Genomic DNA, 16,439 nt, shown 5'->3' with positions numbered 1-16,439 from the left:
GGGGAAATGAAACATGATGTGAGAGATAGCATTGTGGAGTATGTGTATGTCATTGTAGGAGCGGCAATAATTGCTATTGGTTTTAATGTCTTTTTATTACCAAATCAAGTCGCTTCAGGTGGGGTAAGTGGAATAAGTACGATTTTGCATGGTTTATTTGGTTGGAATCCGGGAATTGTTCAGTATGCATTTAACATTCCGCTTTTTATTGCTGGTGTTTTATTATTGGGCAAAAAATTTGGAATAAAATCCTTTATTGGGACAATTACATTACCTTTTATCGTCTTATTAACAAATAGCTGGGAGCCGTGGACTGATAATCCTTTATTGGGTGCTCTTTTTGGTGGAATTGTTGTTGGCCTAGGAATAGGACTGGTCTTTAAGGGGAATGCTTCAACTGGTGGCACTGATTTACTGGCGCAAATCATTACGAAGTTTACAGGATTGTCGCTTGGAACAAGTGTGCTGTTAATAGATGGCGTTATCGCAATTAGTGCAGCAATTGTTTTTGACTTAGAAAAAGGTTTGTATGCTCTGATTGGACTTTATGTTACCACAAAAACGATTGATATTATTCAGCTAGGTTTTAGTCAGTCAAAAATGGTCTATATCATTACATTGAAACAAGATGAGGTAAGGGAAGCCATTTATGCTGAAATTAATCGTGGTGTAACGAAGTTACCAGCAATTGGAGGGTATACAGGAGAAGCACGACCAGTTCTGATGGTTGTTGTTTATCAAACAGAATTCACAAAGCTGAAACAACTCATTAAAAGCGTTGACCCATCAGCGTTTGTTATCGTTTCTGATGCATATGAGGTATTAGGAGAAGGTTTCAAACGTGCATAATTTTGGTATAATGGCGGCGTAAGATATTTATTATGAGGAGGGGTACTAATGAAAAAAGCAATGTTAACATTAGTGTTCGGATCAGCAATCTTCTTAGCAGCATGTGGCGGCGGAGATAAAACTGCATCTAATAATGGTAATGAAACTGCTACAGAGCCAGATGGCGAAGCAATAGCGATGAAATCTTGTGTTACTTGTCATGGTGGCGAGCTACAAGGTGCAAATGGTCCAGCATTAAATGATGTAGGTTCACGTTTGTCTGAATCAGAAATTTTAGATATTATAAATAATGGTAAAAACGGCATGCCTGCAGGATTAGTAAAAGGTGCAGATGCTGAAGCTGTTGCTAAATGGTTAGCAACTCAAAAATAATTGCTTTTTAAAAACTAGCGGGCTGGAGAGCCGCTAGTTTTTTTAGTGCAAGTAAACGCTGTATTGAGAGTAAATACATTTCTTTTACACATAGACATGCTAAAATAAGATGAACCTTATCCATTGATTGGAGGCTTTTTCATTGGTCGTAGTATTAACAAGAGATGTTATGGAGAAATTTAAATTAGAGTTATTAGCTGGTGAAGAAGGAATAGGCAGGACAATTGTGACAAGTGATATCTCAAGACCAGGGCTTGAGATGGCAGGATACTTTACTCATTATCCAGCAAATCGAGTACAATTGCTTGGCAAGACTGAACTTTCCTTTTTTGAAATGCTACCAGCGGATGTTAAGCTTGAGCGTATGCGTTTACTTTGTTCACAGGATACACCTGCTATTATTATTTCTAGAGATTTAGAAGTACCAGAGGAACTTATTCAGGCCTCAAACGAAAAGCATGTACCTGTGTTTAAAACACATATGACAACAACCAAATTTTCGAGTAGATTGACGAACTACTTAGAGGGGCGCTTAGCTCCAATGACAGCAGCACATGGTGTACTTGTCGATGTGTATGGCATTGGTGTGCTTATAATCGGTAAAAGCGGCGTAGGTAAAAGTGAAACAGCACTTGAGCTTGTAAAAAAGGGTCATCGTTTAGTTGCTGATGATTGTGTTGAAATTCGTCAAGAATCAGAAAACCTATTAATTGGAAGCCCTCCACCTTTGTTAGAGCACTTATTGGAAATACGAGGCATCGGCATTATTGACATTATGACACTCTTTGGTGCAAGTGCAGTACGCCCCTATAAACGTATTACCCTCATCATTGAGCTCGAAATATGGGATCCACAAAAAGTTTATGATCGATTGGGCTTAGAAGAAGAAAAAATGAAAATAATTGACACGGAACTAACAAAACTAACAATTCCAGTAAGACCTGGACGCAATGTCTCCGTTATTATTGAAGTGGCAGCGATGAACTATCGTTTAAAGAAAATGGGCGTCAATGCGGCAGAGGAATTTTCAAGACGTTTAGATGAAGTGATTTCATCAAATGATGTGTTAGACGATTAAAAAGCGAACAACATTGTTCATGACATATTGAGAGGAGTAGAAGATGGATTTATTACTATTGCAAATTGACCCGATTGCCTTTCATTTAGGACCAATTCCAGTTCGTTGGTATGGATTGCTAATTGTGTCGGGAATCATTTTAGCCTATATTGTTGGGCAAAGAGAGGCCGTTAAGCGAGGTCTGCCTGAAGACTTTCTTGCAGATTTATTATTATGGGCAGTTCCTATATCCATTATCTGTGCACGTATTTACTATGTGTCAATGCGATGGGATTACTATAGTGAAAATCCAGGCAAAATCATAGAGATATGGAATGGTGGTATTGCCATCCATGGTGCACTCATCGGGGCATTTGTCACAGCTTACATATATACTCGTATAAAAAATGTAAGCTTTTTACGAGTAGCAGATATTGCAGCACCTAGTATTTTAATCGGGCAGATTATTGGTCGATGGGGCAACTTTATGAACCAAGAGGCCTATGGTGGCGAGGTATCGAAAGCATTTTTAGAAAACCTAATGCTACCAGACTGGATTATTAATCAAATGTATATTGAAGAATTAGGTTCATATGTTCATCCCACTTTTTTATATGAATCGATTTGGAACCTAATTGGGCTTATTATTCTATTAGTTTTGCGTAAAGTGAACTTACATCGTGGAGAAATATTCTTTAGCTATTTAATTTGGTATTCAATTGGTCGTTTCTATATCGAAGGAATGCGCACAGATAGCCTTTACTTAGTGGGAGATTTACGTTCAGCACAGGTTGTATCCATTATCGGTATTGTAGTTGGTCTAGGTGCAATTATTTATCGTAGAATAAAGGTGAAACCAGCCGTAAAATACTTGGATAATAAATAAGGGGTTGTAAAAGATGGCTGTTAAGGCACTACTATTTGATTTCGATGGGACTTTACTAAATACAAATGATTTAATCATTCAAACATTTATGCATGTATTAAATGAGCGATTTCCCGGGCAATATTCGCCAAAAGATTGCCTGAAATTCATTGGTCCATCATTGAAACAGACATTTAATGACATTGCACCAGGTGAAGAAGACGATTTGATAGAGATGTATCGCGCTTGGAATATTGCACACCATGATGACCTAGTCAGCCAATATCCTGATGTTGTGTCAACTCTAGAGCAGTTAAAAGCTCAAGGTATAAAATTGGCTATTGTTTCGACGAAACGTAATGAGACCATCGATCGTGGACTTGCTATTCTTGGTGCAACGCATCTATTTGATGTGCGTATTGGTACAGATGATGTGAACAATGTGAAGCCTGATCCAGAGCCAGTATTGCTTGCGTTGGAACGATTAGGGATAGAAAAAGACTATGCGATTATGATTGGTGATAATTCGCACGATATTGAAGCTGGACATCGTGCTGGTGTAAGAGCAGCGGGTGTTGCTTGGGCAATTAAGGGAGAGGCTTACTTACAGCAGTATCAACCAGAATATATGTTGCAGCATATGTCAGATTTATTTGATATTGTGAAAGAGGGGTAAGGTAGATGGCGCGTAAGACAGAACGTTACCGTGTCGAAGGAGCCAATTCACTTTGGAATATATATGACACGGTGTCCTTTTGGAAGGTGATGAAGTGTTTCATTATCATTCAAATTGGACGCTTCACACCATTTTTACGTGTGAAAAACTGGCTATATCGTACTTTTTTAAACATGACTATTGGTAAGCAAACGTCATTAGCCTTAATGGTCATGCCAGATACCATGTTTCCTGAACGTATTTTCATTGGAGACAATACTGTGATTGGTTTTAATACTACCATTTTAGCGCATGAATATTTAATAGAGGAATATCGCTTAGGTGATGTTCATATCGGAAAAGAAGTAATGATAGGGGCAAATACAACTATTTTACCAGGTGTAACAATTGGTGATGGTGCCATTGTTTCAGCTGCCACTCTTGTACATAAGGATGTGCCAGCAGGCTGTTTAGCAGGGGGTAATCCAATGCGAATAATATATACTGCTGAACAAATGGCTGAGCGCAAACGTAATGAGGCTGTAGAGTGGTGTACACCAAAGAAATAATAAAAACTCACGTAGTATAGTGATATACTTCGTGAGTTTTTTGCATAAAAAGCTACTCCCAAAAACACTAGTTTTTGGAGTAGCTTTTACTGTTTAAGCATGAGCTGCGTCATAATCTGATTTGAATTCACAAGTGTCATGATCACCTAAGCAAGTTGTTTCAACAAAAGTTGATTTAATTGCAGTCCCATCAATGTCTTCAATTGTGTGAAGTGTTACCTTGTCACCAGGATAAAACTCGCCTTTACAAATACTAACGATCATTTGCTCACTAATTTGTACGAATGGACATGCCATAATAAATCCCTCCAATGCGTAGTGTATGTGGTTCTTTTTGTTATTAATGCTATTCTATATTAAGTTTTTTGAAATGTAAAAAGTAAAATAGAATGAGAGTAATAATCAATAAATGTATTGATATAAAAGTATTATTGATGATAATGAGATTGAGAATCATTTTAAGTGATTGGCTAAAAATAATTATATAGATATAATTATTGGATTTCGATATTGAGAATACTCTATTGAAAACTCTTTATTTTTATCAATGATTTGTTAAGAGAGAATCATTATCAATTTTTAGCGAATACTTAAAGTGATTAAAAATTGGTTTGTCACAATTTAGACATATTCTCATTGTCACTAAAGTATTTTGTCAAATTATAAGTAAAATGAGTCATGCTTTTTTTGGAAGTCTTTGCAATTCAATGTGTATAATTAACAGAATAATAAGTATTTAAAGATTTCGATAATTAATAAGGATATCGTTGACTGTATTAATGAAATAAGTTAAAATTCTTTCATAATCTAATTCTCTAATACTCTAGTGAATTAAAGTGAAATGTGAGGAAGTGTCCATATGTCGTCGATAAAAATGTTTGAAAAGCCACTTGGAATGCGCGATACATTCCCGCAAATCTATGAGAAAGTTGAAGCAGTTAGACATGCGGGCAGAGACTTTTTATATAAAAGGGGTTATGAGTTTATTAAAACGCCTGCGGTGGAGTATTTCGATACAGTGGGGAAGGCTTCAGCGATTGCTGATGCTCATTTATTTAAGCTAGTGGATAGCCAAGGAAATACGTTAGTGCTGCGACCTGACATGACTACACCGATTGCTCGAGTAGCTACATCGAAACTATTAAAGGAAATGATCCCACTACGTCTTGCCTATTTTGCAAGCGTTTTTCGAGCTCAGGAAGCAGAGGGAGGCAGGCCTGCTGAGTTTGATCAAATGGGGATTGAGTTAATAGGTGATCAATCAGTTTTTGCTGATGCAGAAGTTATTGTAACAGCAATGGAGCTATTAAAGCATTTTAAATTGGAAGAGTTTAAAATCACAATTGGACATGCTGGTATATTAAATTGCATTTTACAAGATTACACAGAGAGTATCGAACAGCAAACAACGCTTAGAACATTGCTTGTCCAACGAAATTACGTAGGGTTTGAAGAAGCAGTAGAGTCATTTCATCTGCCTAAAGCTAAATCCGATGCCCTCTTACAATTTATTGAAGAAGCCATGAATGTCAGAGATATACGAGATATTGAAAAATATGTCCGCAAAAATGATGCATTAGAATATATGCAACAACTTGCTCAACTACTTGAAATGGCTGATTTAGCTGATTATGTAGCTTTCGATTTCACACTTTCGAGTCATATGAGTTATTACACGGGTATGCTATTTGAAGTATTTGCTGTGGGAAGTGGCTTTTTATTAGGAAATGGTGGTCGTTATGATGGCTTGTTAGAAGTTTTTGGTTCAAAGGTTGGTGCTACAGGATTTAGTATTCGTGTGGATCGTTTATTAGAAACATTAAACGGGCAATCAGTGAAACGACAGGAAGCAACAGTTGTTCTTTTTGAAGAAGAACAATTTGAGGAAGCTTTACTAAAGGTTAAAAATTTACGAGCAGCAGGAAAATTAGCTACTTTGCAGTTACGTAGTAGTCTAGTCGATGAGGCGGCCTTTTTAGCATACTTTACAGAAGTGGTGGTAGTTGGACAGGAGGAAGTTGGCGGTGAATGAATTAACGATTGCAATGCCCAAAGGAAGAATCTTTGAAGAGGCATATCAAATGTTGTTAGAGGCAGGTTTTAATTTACCAGAAGAAGTAGAAATGTCACGTAAATTAATGATTGAAATACCAGAGGAAAAAATTCGCTTTATTTTATCAAAGCCAATGGATGTTCCTGTCTATGTTGAACATGGTGTTGCTGATATTGGTATTGCTGGTAAGGATGTTTTGTTAGAGCAACAGCGAGAAGTGCACGAATTACTTGATTTGAAAATTAGTAATTGCTATATCGCTTCTGCAGGCCTACCAAACACCTCCATGAATGAGATTGCGCCTAGAATTGCTACGAAATATCCGAATATTGCCATGAAGTACTACAAAGGCATTGGAGAGCAAGTGGAAATTATCGAGCTCAACGGTTCTATTGAATTAGCACCAATGATTGGCTTAGCTGATCGAATTGTCGATATTGTTTCTACAGGTCGTACATTAAAAGAGAACGGCTTAGTAGAATATGAATTTATTACTGCTGTCTCTTCTCGATTAATTGCAAACCCTGTAAGTTATCGTATGAAAGGTGAGCGTATTATTGATCTTGTGAGGCGGTTAAAGAAATGTGTAAATGAGCAGAAAAAGTAATCATTTGTAGCTACATATGAAGGACTAAAGGGGATTAATCCTATGAAAATAACAAAGCTTGAAAAAGGCATTTCCTTAAAAAGACCACTTGAAGGAGGAAATGAAGAACAAATAAAAGTTGTACGACAAGTGCTTTCGGATGTTAAGACACAGGGAGATGCGGCTTTACGCACCTATACTGAGCGATGGGATGGCTATGTCCCTAAAAATTTACGTGTCTCTGAAGAAGAAATACAAGAAGCAGTAAGTGAACTCGATCCTCAACTATATAAGGACTTAGCGGAAGCAGCAGAAAATATTCGTTTTTATCATGAACAACAGATACGTTCAGGGTATCACCTAGAACTGGGAGATGGTTCTTGGTTAGGCCAACGGGTAACAGCTTTAGATGCAGTAGGACTATATGTTCCAGGTGGTACAGCTGCCTACCCTTCATCAGTCTTGATGAATGTAATACCAGCGCAGGTTGCAGGGGTGAAACGTATTGTTATTACTTCACCTGCAGGGCCAAATGGGAAACTACCAGCAGGTGTACTTGTGGCGGCTCACCTTTTAGGGATTGATGAGATTTATAAAGTTGGTGGGGCACAAGCAATAGCTGCACTTGCCTATGGCACGGAAACAATTCCCCCAGTCGATAAAATAACAGGTCCAGGAAATATTTATGTGGCACTTGCCAAACGAGAGGTATTTGGAGAAGTAGCCATTGATATGATTGCGGGACCGAGTGAAATTGCTGTGCTGGCTGATGACACAGCCTATCCTGATGAAATTGCTGCAGACCTTTTATCACAAGCAGAGCATGATCCACTAGCTTGTTCAATTCTTGTCACAACCTCAGAGCAATTAGCCAAAAAAGTAGCTGAGGAAGTAGAGAAGCAGCTGCTGAACTTACCGCGTCAAGAAGTAGCTCGTGCTTCCATAGAGAAATTTGGGGTAATTTATGTAGCTGAAACATTGGCAGATGCAGTGGAAGCCATTAATTCATTAGCACCAGAGCATTTAGAAATTGTGATGGAAAATGCGGAGGCGTTAGCTGAGCAAATAAGACATGCTGGTGGTATTTTTATAGGTCGGTATAGTTCTGAGCCAGTTGGTGATTATTTTGCAGGGACCAATCATGTACTTCCAACTAATAGTACGGCTCGTTTTGCAAGTGGCTTAAATGTTGATGATTTTGTGAAAAAATCAAGTATTGTTTACTATAGTGAAAAAACCTGGAGAGACAACGCACCAAAAATTGCACGTTTAGCGCGTATGGAAGGCTTAGAGGGCCATGCTCGTGCAGTGGAATCACGTGGATGGGAGAAGGAATAGGACGATGGCAGAAAAGAAACGATATGCAAAGATAGAGCGTACAACGAATGAAACGCAAATTTCTGTAGCAATTGATTTAGATGGTGAAGGCAAGGCAGATATCCAAACAGGCGTGGGGTTTATGGACCATATGCTTGACTTATTTATTAAGCATGGACTATTTAACGGCATAATACATGCAAATGGCGATACTTATATTGATGATCACCATACAACAGAGGACCTTGGTATTGTATTAGGACAGGCTGTTCGAGAAGCACTTGGTGATAAGAAAGGCATAAAACGCTATGGTAACGCCTTTGTACCGATGGATGACGCACTAGCTCAGGTAGTGGTCGATTGCTCGAATCGACCTCATCTAGAGTACCGTGTGCCAGCATTAAAAGAAAAAGTAGGAACGTTTGATACAGAATTAGTGCATGAATTTTTATGGAAATTTGCCCTTGAGGCAAGGATGAATGTTCATGTAATTGTACCTTATGGACAGAATACACATCACATTATTGAGGCAATTTTCAAAGCATTAGCACGTGCGATTGATGCCGCAGTGGAAATTGACCCGCGTGTTAAAGGCGTACCATCGACTAAGGGGCTGTTGACATGAAAATAGGTGTCATTGATTATGGAATGGGTAATTTATTTAGTGTGGAGCAGGCATTAAAAAGGCTAGGCTGTGAAGTTATTATAACTGCTGATGAGAAGGCATTAGATACAGCTGATGCACTTTTATTACCAGGGGTGGGTGCATTCCCTGATGCCAGAAAGCGTTTAGCTGAAACAAACTTAGATCAATATTTACAGAAGGCACAAAGAGAAAACCGTCCACTTTTAGGAATTTGTCTAGGTATGCAATTATTATTCGAGCAAAGTGATGAAGTAACCCCAACAAAAGGGCTAGGGTTTTTCAAGGGGTGTATTAAACGCTTTAGTGGTAGCCAAGAGGGCCAAGCATACAGAGTACCACATATGGGGTGGAATGAACTAATTGTGACAAATCGTCCTGCATGGTTACACAATGAAGTATCAGCGAAGCATGTCTATTTTGTTCACTCCTTTTATGCAACAGATATCGTAGAATCAGAGCTTGTTGCCTATGCTGATTACTTCGGCATTCAAGTACCTGGTATTGTGATGAATGGTTCTGTGACTGGCATGCAATTTCACCCTGAAAAATCAGGGGAATTAGGTGTTTATTTATTAGAGCAATGGTTGGAAGGTGTGAAGGCATGCTAACAAAACGTATTATTCCATGTCTTGATGTGAAAGAAGGTCGTGTTGTAAAAGGTATACAATTTGTCTCTATCCGTGATGCAGGAGATCCAGTGGAGCTTGCGAAGTTCTATGATGAACAAGGAGCAGATGAGCTTGTATTTTTAGATATTTCTGCATCACATGAAGGTCGAGAAACGATGGTAGATGTGGTTCGTCAAACAGCGGCTACGCTTGCCATACCCTTTACTGTTGGCGGAGGTATTCGTACGTTGGATGATATGAAGCGTATTTTACGAGCGGGTGCTGATAAAGTTTCAGTGAATACATCCGCGCTGGAAAGACCTGCCCTTATACAGGAAGGCTCTGATTACTTTGGCGCACAATGCATTGTTGTAGCAATCGATGCTCGCTATAGTGAGGAAGATAGCACATGGATGGTTTATACACATGGTGGTCGCAACAAAACCCCTTGGTCAGCCATTGAGTGGGCCAAAGAGGCTGTACGCTTAGGAGCTGGTGAGATTTTATTAACAAGTATGAATCAAGATGGAGAAAAATCAGGCTTTGATTTAGCCTTAACCAAAGCAGTGCGTGAAGCTGTGACAGTCCCTGTGATTGCTAGTGGTGGAGCGGGACATGCCGAACATTTTTACGAAGTATTAGCACAAGAGGTAGATGCAGATGCTGCACTAGCAGCCTCTATCTTCCATTATAAAGAAACAAGTGTAGCGCAAGTAAAGGAATACTTACGTGCAAAAGGAGTGGCAGTAAGATGATAGAGAACATTCAATTTGATGAGAGAGGTCTTGTTACAGCTGTAGTACAAGATGCCAATACAAAAGAGGTATTAACAGTAGCTTATATGAATAAGGAGTCATTAGCTAAAACAATTGACTCAGGGGAAACTTGGTTTTATTCTCGTTCCCGTCAAGAGCTTTGGCATAAGGGAGCAACAAGTGGCCATACACAACAGGTGGTTTCAATCAAAGCGGATTGCGATCAAGATGCTTTAATAGTGGAGGTTCTACCGACAGGGCCAGCATGTCATAATGGGACAATTTCTTGCTTCACTGAGGTTATTCAGCAAAAAGAGAAGGTAGGCTCTGTGGACATCGTTTCTAAACTTGCTCGTGTCATCGAAAAGCGAGAGCAGGAAATGCCAGAAGGAGCGTACACTACATATTTATTTGATAAGGGCATTGATAAAATCTGTAAAAAGGTTGGGGAAGAAGCAACAGAGGTGGTCATTGGTGCCAAAAACCGAGATGCTGAGGAAGTAAAATGGGAGGCAGCTGATTTAATTTATCACCTACTCGTATTATTACAAGAACAAAAAGTAAGCATTTATGATGTTCTGCATGTGTTGGAAAAACGTCACGAGGAGAAATAACAGCATATTATTGATTGTGTGGTATAATAGGAGTTAATGTGTAAAGGAACGTAGAATACGTTCCTTATTTCTTGTTTCGGAGGAAATATATTGGAAAAGAAACGTCAAAATGAGACTCAATCGAATATAGTGTCGTTCATTCCAACAGGCGACTATTATTATAAGAAATCAATTCAAGCAATGAACAGTGGACAAATGAATAAAGCCTATAAATATTTACAGCGTGCGGTAGATTTAAGTCCCGACGATCCAATGATTATCTTGCAGTTAGCCATAGTAGAGTTAGAAGGTCAACGTTTTGAGGAAGCGTATGACCTACTTCGTCGCGCCTATCAAATTGATCCAGATAATCCAGAAATCATATTTTACATGGCAGAAGTATCAGGGTGTGTAGGAATCATGCATGATGCAAAACGCTTTGCAGAAGAATATTTAAAGCTAGAACCTGAGGGTGCTTATGCCGATGAAGCAGCAGAAATATTAGAGTTTGTCGCTTTTGAGCAAGATGATTTTGAAGAGCTTGAAGGCTCTGGTGAGGATTTATATCGTCAGGAGCAAGCTCGTCGTTGTATGGAAAAGGGAGATTTTCCTGAAGCTATTACTATTTTAGAAGATTTAATTGAAGATCGACCAGCATTTTGGTCAGCCTATAATAATCTAGCACTCGCTTATTTTTATGTTGGAGAAGAAGAGCAAGCAAAGGCTCTCTTGCATACAGTGCTACGTGAAAATAAGGGCAATCTACATGCATTATGCAATTTAACGGTAATTGCGTATTATGAAAAAAATGAAGATGATTTACAAGAACTGTTAAATGTTCTTGTTAAAATTCAACCCTATACTTGGGAGCATCGTTATAAACTTGGTGCTACCTTAGCCTTAATCAGCCAATATGAATTAGCCTATAAATGGTTGCGCAGCATGCAAAAGAGAGGCTATGTAGGAGATGCAGGATTTTACTTTTGGCTGTCACATGCTGCTTATTTCTCAGGACATGAGGAGATTTCGAAAAGTGCGTGGGATCAGCTTCTAGAGCTAGACCCAGACAAAGAGGGCTTCGAACCTTGGCGCCAACAAGAAAATGAATTTGGACTTGATGCATTGGAGCATGATCGTGATTTTATCGTTGAAAAATTAGAGAGCACTTATACGAGTGAGCGCATTTTTGGTTTATTTTTACTGAAAGGTACAGCGCATAAGCAAGAAATTATCGCCCATCCGAAATGGATTAATATTGAACAATTAGGCTCTTTTGAAAAATTGTTTTTAGCTTATGCACTTGGACATGAATTTGATAAGAAAAATAAAGTAGAAGCAAGCTTTTTACGATCAGTACAGGTCTCAGAAATTTTATTGGAACAATATGGAAAGCTATCATCATTAATTGTACCGCTGTTTCAAATGTGGTTTGTGCTATGTGAACAAGCTTTAATAGAAAATTATCGTTTTACAAATCCAACAGCAATTGCAGGAGCAAATGATTATTTATTCAGATCTTCACAAATGCTTAAAGTGACAAAAAAGGAAATTGCGCAGCAATATGGAGTTTCTGTATCTACTTTATCAAAGTATATTGACGAAATCTTAACGTTTTTGCCAAACAGTCATGATTAATGTGTGAGCAACATAGTTGAATAACTTTATACTTTCACATACGATGAACATACTAACGCTATCACCAATTTTTCCTTAGCGTCATTGATCTTCTTCTATAGATGACGTTATATGTATTGGTTGAATGAAGATAAAAAGTATTCTGTTTAGGGGGAAGTATTTATGTCGGAAGAAAAAATTTATGATGTAGTAATTATTGGTGCAGGTCCTGCTGGGATGACTGCTGCTGTTTATACATCTCGTGCAAATTTGTCTACTTTAATGATTGAACGTGGCATTCCTGGTGGACAAATGGCAAACACAGAAGAAGTAGAAAACTACCCAGGTTTTGAGACAATTTTAGGACCAGAGCTTTCTACAAAAATGTTTGAGCATGCTAAAAAATTTGGTGCTGAATATGCCTATGGTGATGTAACGGAAATCATCGATGGAGAAGAATATAAAACAATTAAATCAGGTGCAAAAGAATATAAAACACGTGCCATTATTATCACCACTGGTGCTGAGTATAAAAAAATGGGTGTGCCTGGTGAAAAAGAGCTTGGTGGCCGTGGTGTCAGCTACTGTGCAGTATGTGATGGAGCATTCTTTAAACAAAAAAATCTAGTTGTCGTAGGTGGCGGAGATTCAGCTGTTGAAGAGGGTGTTTATTTAACTCGCTTTGCTGATAAAGTGACAATTGTCCACCGTCGTGATAAATTACGTGCACAAAAAATTCTCCAAGATCGTGCCTTTGCCAATGAAAAAATTGATTTCATTTGGAATGCAACTGTAAAAGAAATCAATGAAGCAAATGGTAAAGTTGGCAGTGTAACACTACAATCAACTGTCGATGGTACAGAATCTGAATTTGCTACAGATGGTGTTTTCGTCTATATAGGTATGCTTCCTTTAACGAAACCATTTGAGTCATTAGGTATTTTAAATGAGGCTGGCTATATTTTGACAAATGAAACGATGGAAACAAAAATTCCAGGTATCTTTGCAGCTGGAGATGTTCGTGAAAAATCACTTCGTCAAATTGTAACAGCAACTGGTGACGGTAGTATTGCCGCGCAAGCTGTTCAACATTATGTAGAAGAGCTATTAGAGAAAATTAATGCCTAATAGGGCTATTTTAAGGAAAAAAATACAATTTTAATGTGGTTTTAATATTGCTGTAACTTGAATGACATATAAAAGGTGTATGATTAAAAATGTAATTAGCAATCCCCCTTTTATTTTGTTTAGTAGGTTGTTTCCGCCTCCAATAGGTGGGAGCAACCTATTTTTTTATGTGTAAAAAATCAAATAATAATATCACGATAAACGTAAATTTCGCCCAAGATGAAATGGTTATCTTTGAATAGAACTAAATTGTTAATTGTCTGCGTACAAGAGTTGTAAATGAGGACAAAACTTACAAGGTCTTGTTATAATGAAGAGTAGAATGCAAAAGTGATTAGAGGTGTGCCTATGCAAAGAATTGCAAATTTAATTGCCGTAAAAGACGGTAAAGTATTATTACTTCAGAAACCAAGACGAGGCTGGTATGTAGCTCCAGGAGGGAAAATGGAGAGTGGCGAGTCAATCTTCGAGGCTGCTATTCGAGAGTTTCAAGAAGAGACAAACGTCATACCTTTACATGTTCATTTAAAGGGTGTTTATACGATGATCATTAAAGAAAACAATGACGTAGTGGATGAATGGATGCTCTATACATTTGTTGCAAAGGATGTAGATGGAGTACCATTCGAAGAAACAAGAGAAGGCAAACTTGCATGGCACCCAGTAGAGGATTTAGCACATTTGCCAATGGCTGAAGGAGATCGAACTAATTTACAATTTGCTGTTTCGCAATCAGGCATTCAGTATGGCACGTTTGACTATACAACGAATTTTGAATTACTTCATCAGAAAATACAAATTTCAAAAGAACAATAAAGGAGTTGCATGACAGTGGTGGTTGAAGGCCAACAAAGTACACATGAATTGGTTATTATTACAGGAATGTCTGGGGCTGGGAAAACAGTAGCTATTCAAAGCTTTGAGGATTTAGGGTATTACTGTATTGATAATTTACCACCTGCGTTACTTACAACTTTTTTAACCTTATTAAGAGATTCTGGTAAAAACAGTACCCGAATTGCAGCAGTAATGGATATGCGCGGAGGCGACTTTTTTGATGCTCTAATTGGCGCATTAGACCATATACTAAAAGAAGGCGATATTGTTGCTCGTATTTTATTTTTAGATGCAGATGATGCCACATTAGTCAGACGGTATAAAGAAACGAGACGTGCACATCCATTAGCAGTGAATGGTTTACCTCTAGATGGAATTAAACAGGAACGAGTACTTTTATCTGAAGTAAAGGGTCGTGCCAATTTTGTTTATAACACATCTAACATGAAACCAAAGCAATTACGTGAGAAAATCGTCAAAGAATTTGCAAGTGAGGCAGATAATATTTTTACCGTTAACATTATGTCCTTTGGCTTTAAACATGGTATGCCGATTGATGCGGACTTAGTGTTTGATGTTCGTTTTCTTAAAAACCCATACTATGTGGAGGAGCTACGTCCAAAAACGGGTCTTCAAACAGAGGTATCTTCTTATGTGTTAGCGTTGGAAGATACGCAAATCCTTATACAAAAACTGACGGATTTATTAGACTTTATGATTCCTCTCTATCGACAAGAAGGTAAATCACAGCTTGTTATTGCTTTTGGTTGTACTGGGGGCCAGCATCGCTCCGTGACATTAGCAGAATTTTTTGGTGCATATTTTGCGGGCAAGGAAAATACGGTTATTACGCATCGTGATATTAATCGTAGAAAGGAATGAGTGAATGGGGAAAAAGCAAACAAAGCTTGTGGTAATTGGTGGTGGCACAGGGCTCTCCACGTTACTTCGCGGTCTGAAGCATCACCCATTTGATATTACTGCTATTGTAACAGTAGCAGATGATGGTGGATCTTCAGGTCGTTTACGTGATGATTACGATATCCCACCGCCTGGCGATGTACGTAATGTGATTGCAGCATTATCAGATATTGAGCCCCTTGTAGAGCAAATGTTTCAATACCGTTTTTCGGCATCTGAAGACTTACGAGGTCACTCCTTAGGGAATTTAATGCTTACAGCCCTTACTGATATTACTGGTGATTTCAATCATGCTATCAGTGAGATGGGAAAGGTTTTAAAAGTTCATGGTCGAGTTATTCCAGCAGCTAATAAAAAAATCACCTTACATGCTGTGCTTGAGGACGGTTCAATTATCGAGGGAGAATCAAAAATCCCGACAGCGACGAAACGCATTAATCGCGTTTTTTTAGTACCTGAAAATGTGCAACCGTTGCCAGAAGCTATTCGTGCAATACTTCGTGCAGACTATATTTTAATAGGACCAGGAAGCTTATATACAAGTATTATTCCGAATTTGCTTGTTAAGGAAATAGGTGAAGCAGTTGTTAAGGCTAAAGGAAGAAAAATATATGTTTGTAATTTAATGACACAAAAGGGTGAAACCATTTCCTATACAGCAGGCGATCATGTAACAGCCATACATAAGCATGTTGGCCATGATTTTATCGATTCCATTTTAGTAAATGATGAAGAACTCCCTAACCCTGTAAAAGAACTGTATAAAGAAGAAAGAGCGGAACCAGTAACATTTGACGTAGCAAAGCTTGAAAGTATGGGTTTAGAAGTTATCAAACGAGACATTGCTACAATTCGACCAGATGGAACGGTTCGACATAATGCTACAAATGTTGCAGAATGGCTGGTAGATTATGCTGATATTTACCATCAAAAAGTAAGAGGACCAATAATAGAAACATAATGGCTTTATTGTATATGGTAAGATGAACATATACATAGAAATCATGATTGAAA

At 38.2% G+C, this 16,439-nt stretch carries 19 protein-coding genes; 18 read left to right on the top strand and 1 reads right to left on the bottom strand.

Features of this window, described 5'->3' with window-relative positions; all coding sequences use genetic code 11:
• Positions 1-6: 6 nt before the first annotated feature.
• From AC1RFD_RS15145 to AC1RFD_RS15120, 6 genes are all read left to right on the top strand, one after another.
• The gene (locus AC1RFD_RS15145; RefSeq protein WP_004227970.1) at positions 7-849 is read left to right on the top strand and encodes a YitT family protein; all 843 of its coding nucleotides are present in this window, start codon (positions 7-9) and stop codon (positions 847-849) included.
• A gap of 48 nt (positions 850-897) precedes the next feature.
• The gene (cccB, locus tag AC1RFD_RS15140) at positions 898-1,221 is read left to right on the top strand and encodes a cytochrome c551 (RefSeq protein WP_048390832.1); all 324 of its coding nucleotides are present in this window, start codon (positions 898-900) and stop codon (positions 1,219-1,221) included.
• A 142-nt stretch (positions 1,222-1,363) separates the two neighbouring features.
• Positions 1,364-2,299: an HPr(Ser) kinase/phosphatase gene (gene hprK / locus AC1RFD_RS15135; RefSeq protein ID WP_004227974.1), complete on the top strand. Its 936-nt coding sequence runs from the start codon at positions 1,364-1,366 to the stop codon at positions 2,297-2,299.
• Between the two features lie 43 nt (positions 2,300-2,342).
• On the top strand, positions 2,343-3,164 hold the full coding sequence (lgt, locus tag AC1RFD_RS15130) for a prolipoprotein diacylglyceryl transferase (protein WP_054549573.1): 822 nt from the start codon (positions 2,343-2,345) through the stop codon (positions 3,162-3,164).
• Between the two features lie 13 nt (positions 3,165-3,177).
• Complete coding sequence (gene ppaX, locus AC1RFD_RS15125; RefSeq protein WP_048390836.1) at positions 3,178-3,819, top strand: pyrophosphatase PpaX; 642 nt, start codon at positions 3,178-3,180, stop codon at positions 3,817-3,819.
• Positions 3,820-3,824: 5 nt separating this feature from the next.
• Positions 3,825-4,367, top strand: a complete 543-nt coding sequence (locus AC1RFD_RS15120; protein WP_326141186.1) for an acyltransferase — start codon at positions 3,825-3,827, stop codon at positions 4,365-4,367.
• Between the two features lie 93 nt (positions 4,368-4,460).
• On the opposite strand, the gene AC1RFD_RS15115 is transcribed toward AC1RFD_RS15120, so the two are convergent.
• Entirely contained in the window at positions 4,461-4,664 is a 204-nt protein-coding gene (locus AC1RFD_RS15115) for a hypothetical protein (RefSeq protein WP_048390840.1), read from the bottom strand.
• A 562-nt stretch (positions 4,665-5,226) separates the two neighbouring features.
• Here AC1RFD_RS15115 and AC1RFD_RS15110 point away from each other — a divergent pair.
• The 12 genes from AC1RFD_RS15110 to AC1RFD_RS15055 all read left to right on the top strand — a co-directional run bounded on the left by AC1RFD_RS15110 (position 5,227) and on the right by AC1RFD_RS15055 (position 16,386).
• Positions 5,227-6,399, top strand: a complete 1,173-nt coding sequence (locus tag AC1RFD_RS15110) for an ATP phosphoribosyltransferase regulatory subunit (RefSeq protein ID WP_054549570.1) — start codon at positions 5,227-5,229, stop codon at positions 6,397-6,399.
• Positions 6,392-7,027: an ATP phosphoribosyltransferase gene (gene hisG, locus AC1RFD_RS15105; RefSeq protein ID WP_048390844.1), complete on the top strand. Its 636-nt coding sequence runs from the start codon at positions 6,392-6,394 to the stop codon at positions 7,025-7,027. Before AC1RFD_RS15110 ends, hisG begins: the two co-directional genes overlap by 8 nt.
• Before the next feature lie 42 nt (positions 7,028-7,069).
• On the top strand, positions 7,070-8,344 hold the full coding sequence (gene hisD / locus AC1RFD_RS15100; RefSeq protein WP_492475034.1) for a histidinol dehydrogenase: 1,275 nt from the start codon (positions 7,070-7,072) through the stop codon (positions 8,342-8,344).
• Between the two features lie 4 nt (positions 8,345-8,348).
• A complete protein-coding gene (gene hisB / locus AC1RFD_RS15095) occupies positions 8,349-8,948 on the top strand; it encodes an imidazoleglycerol-phosphate dehydratase HisB (RefSeq protein WP_492475033.1) in 600 nt (199 codons plus the stop codon).
• Entirely contained in the window at positions 8,945-9,577 is a 633-nt protein-coding gene (hisH, locus tag AC1RFD_RS15090) for an imidazole glycerol phosphate synthase subunit HisH (RefSeq protein ID WP_048390850.1), read from the top strand. Before hisB ends, hisH begins: the two co-directional genes overlap by 4 nt.
• Positions 9,571-10,332 carry an imidazole glycerol phosphate synthase subunit HisF gene (gene hisF, locus AC1RFD_RS15085; protein ID WP_259949819.1) on the top strand — a complete coding sequence of 254 codons (762 nt, stop codon included), beginning with the start codon at positions 9,571-9,573 and terminating at the stop codon, positions 10,330-10,332. The genes hisH and hisF overlap by 7 nt, the downstream gene beginning before the upstream one ends.
• Positions 10,329-10,946, top strand: coding sequence for a bifunctional phosphoribosyl-AMP cyclohydrolase/phosphoribosyl-ATP diphosphatase HisIE (hisIE, locus tag AC1RFD_RS15080; protein WP_048390853.1), 618 nt, complete (start codon positions 10,329-10,331; stop codon positions 10,944-10,946). Before hisF ends, hisIE begins: the two co-directional genes overlap by 4 nt.
• Before the next feature lie 90 nt (positions 10,947-11,036).
• Complete coding sequence (locus AC1RFD_RS15075) at positions 11,037-12,560, top strand: tetratricopeptide repeat protein (RefSeq protein WP_048390855.1); 1,524 nt, start codon at positions 11,037-11,039, stop codon at positions 12,558-12,560.
• A 162-nt stretch (positions 12,561-12,722) separates the two neighbouring features.
• The gene (gene trxB / locus AC1RFD_RS15070; protein WP_054549567.1) at positions 12,723-13,667 is read left to right on the top strand and encodes a thioredoxin-disulfide reductase; all 945 of its coding nucleotides are present in this window, start codon (positions 12,723-12,725) and stop codon (positions 13,665-13,667) included.
• Positions 13,668-14,015: 348 nt separating this feature from the next.
• On the top strand, positions 14,016-14,483 hold the full coding sequence (locus tag AC1RFD_RS15065) for an NUDIX hydrolase (protein WP_048390859.1): 468 nt from the start codon (positions 14,016-14,018) through the stop codon (positions 14,481-14,483).
• 9 nt (positions 14,484-14,492) lie between these two features.
• Positions 14,493-15,386 (top strand): RNase adapter RapZ, encoded by an 894-nt coding sequence (gene rapZ / locus AC1RFD_RS15060; RefSeq protein WP_112116616.1) that lies wholly within the window; start codon positions 14,493-14,495, stop codon positions 15,384-15,386.
• A 4-nt stretch (positions 15,387-15,390) separates the two neighbouring features.
• Positions 15,391-16,386 carry a gluconeogenesis factor YvcK family protein gene (locus AC1RFD_RS15055; protein ID WP_054549565.1) on the top strand — a complete coding sequence of 332 codons (996 nt, stop codon included), beginning with the start codon at positions 15,391-15,393 and terminating at the stop codon, positions 16,384-16,386.
• The last annotated feature ends 53 nt before the right edge of the window (positions 16,387-16,439 follow it).

Source organism: Lysinibacillus sp. GW823-FHT02G10, from assembly GCF_058797135.1.
Note: the sequence above shows the minus strand (reverse complement) of the source record. Positions and strands in the feature narration are given on the sequence as shown.

What these genes read in the sequence shown, in the direction of transcription:
- AC1RFD_RS15120 (WP_326141186.1), top strand. Translation starts at nt 3,825, where the DNA reads ATGGCGCGTAAGACAGAACGTTACCGTGTCGAAGGAGCCAATTCACTT.
- lgt (WP_054549573.1), top strand. Translation starts at nt 2,343, where the DNA reads ATGGATTTATTACTATTGCAAATTGACCCGATTGCCTTTCATTTAGGA.
- rapZ (WP_112116616.1), top strand. Translation starts at nt 14,493, where the DNA reads ATGACAGTGGTGGTTGAAGGCCAACAAAGTACACATGAATTGGTTATT.
- hisIE (WP_048390853.1), top strand. Translation starts at nt 10,329, where the DNA reads ATGATAGAGAACATTCAATTTGATGAGAGAGGTCTTGTTACAGCTGTA.
- cccB (WP_048390832.1), top strand. Translation starts at nt 898, where the DNA reads ATGAAAAAAGCAATGTTAACATTAGTGTTCGGATCAGCAATCTTCTTA.
- hisF (WP_259949819.1), top strand. Translation starts at nt 9,571, where the DNA reads ATGCTAACAAAACGTATTATTCCATGTCTTGATGTGAAAGAAGGTCGT.
- ppaX (WP_048390836.1), top strand. Translation starts at nt 3,178, where the DNA reads ATGGCTGTTAAGGCACTACTATTTGATTTCGATGGGACTTTACTAAAT.
- AC1RFD_RS15110 (WP_054549570.1), top strand. Translation starts at nt 5,227, where the DNA reads ATGTCGTCGATAAAAATGTTTGAAAAGCCACTTGGAATGCGCGATACA.
- hisH (WP_048390850.1), top strand. Translation starts at nt 8,945, where the DNA reads ATGAAAATAGGTGTCATTGATTATGGAATGGGTAATTTATTTAGTGTG.
- hisD (WP_492475034.1), top strand. Translation starts at nt 7,070, where the DNA reads ATGAAAATAACAAAGCTTGAAAAAGGCATTTCCTTAAAAAGACCACTT.
- trxB (WP_054549567.1), top strand. Translation starts at nt 12,723, where the DNA reads ATGTCGGAAGAAAAAATTTATGATGTAGTAATTATTGGTGCAGGTCCT.
- AC1RFD_RS15145 (WP_004227970.1), top strand. Translation starts at nt 7, where the DNA reads ATGAAACATGATGTGAGAGATAGCATTGTGGAGTATGTGTATGTCATT.
- AC1RFD_RS15115 (WP_048390840.1), bottom strand. Translation starts at nt 4,664, where the DNA reads ATGGCATGTCCATTCGTACAAATTAGTGAGCAAATGATCGTTAGTATT.
- hisB (WP_492475033.1), top strand. Translation starts at nt 8,349, where the DNA reads ATGGCAGAAAAGAAACGATATGCAAAGATAGAGCGTACAACGAATGAA.
- AC1RFD_RS15055 (WP_054549565.1), top strand. Translation starts at nt 15,391, where the DNA reads ATGGGGAAAAAGCAAACAAAGCTTGTGGTAATTGGTGGTGGCACAGGG.
- AC1RFD_RS15065 (WP_048390859.1), top strand. Translation starts at nt 14,016, where the DNA reads ATGCAAAGAATTGCAAATTTAATTGCCGTAAAAGACGGTAAAGTATTA.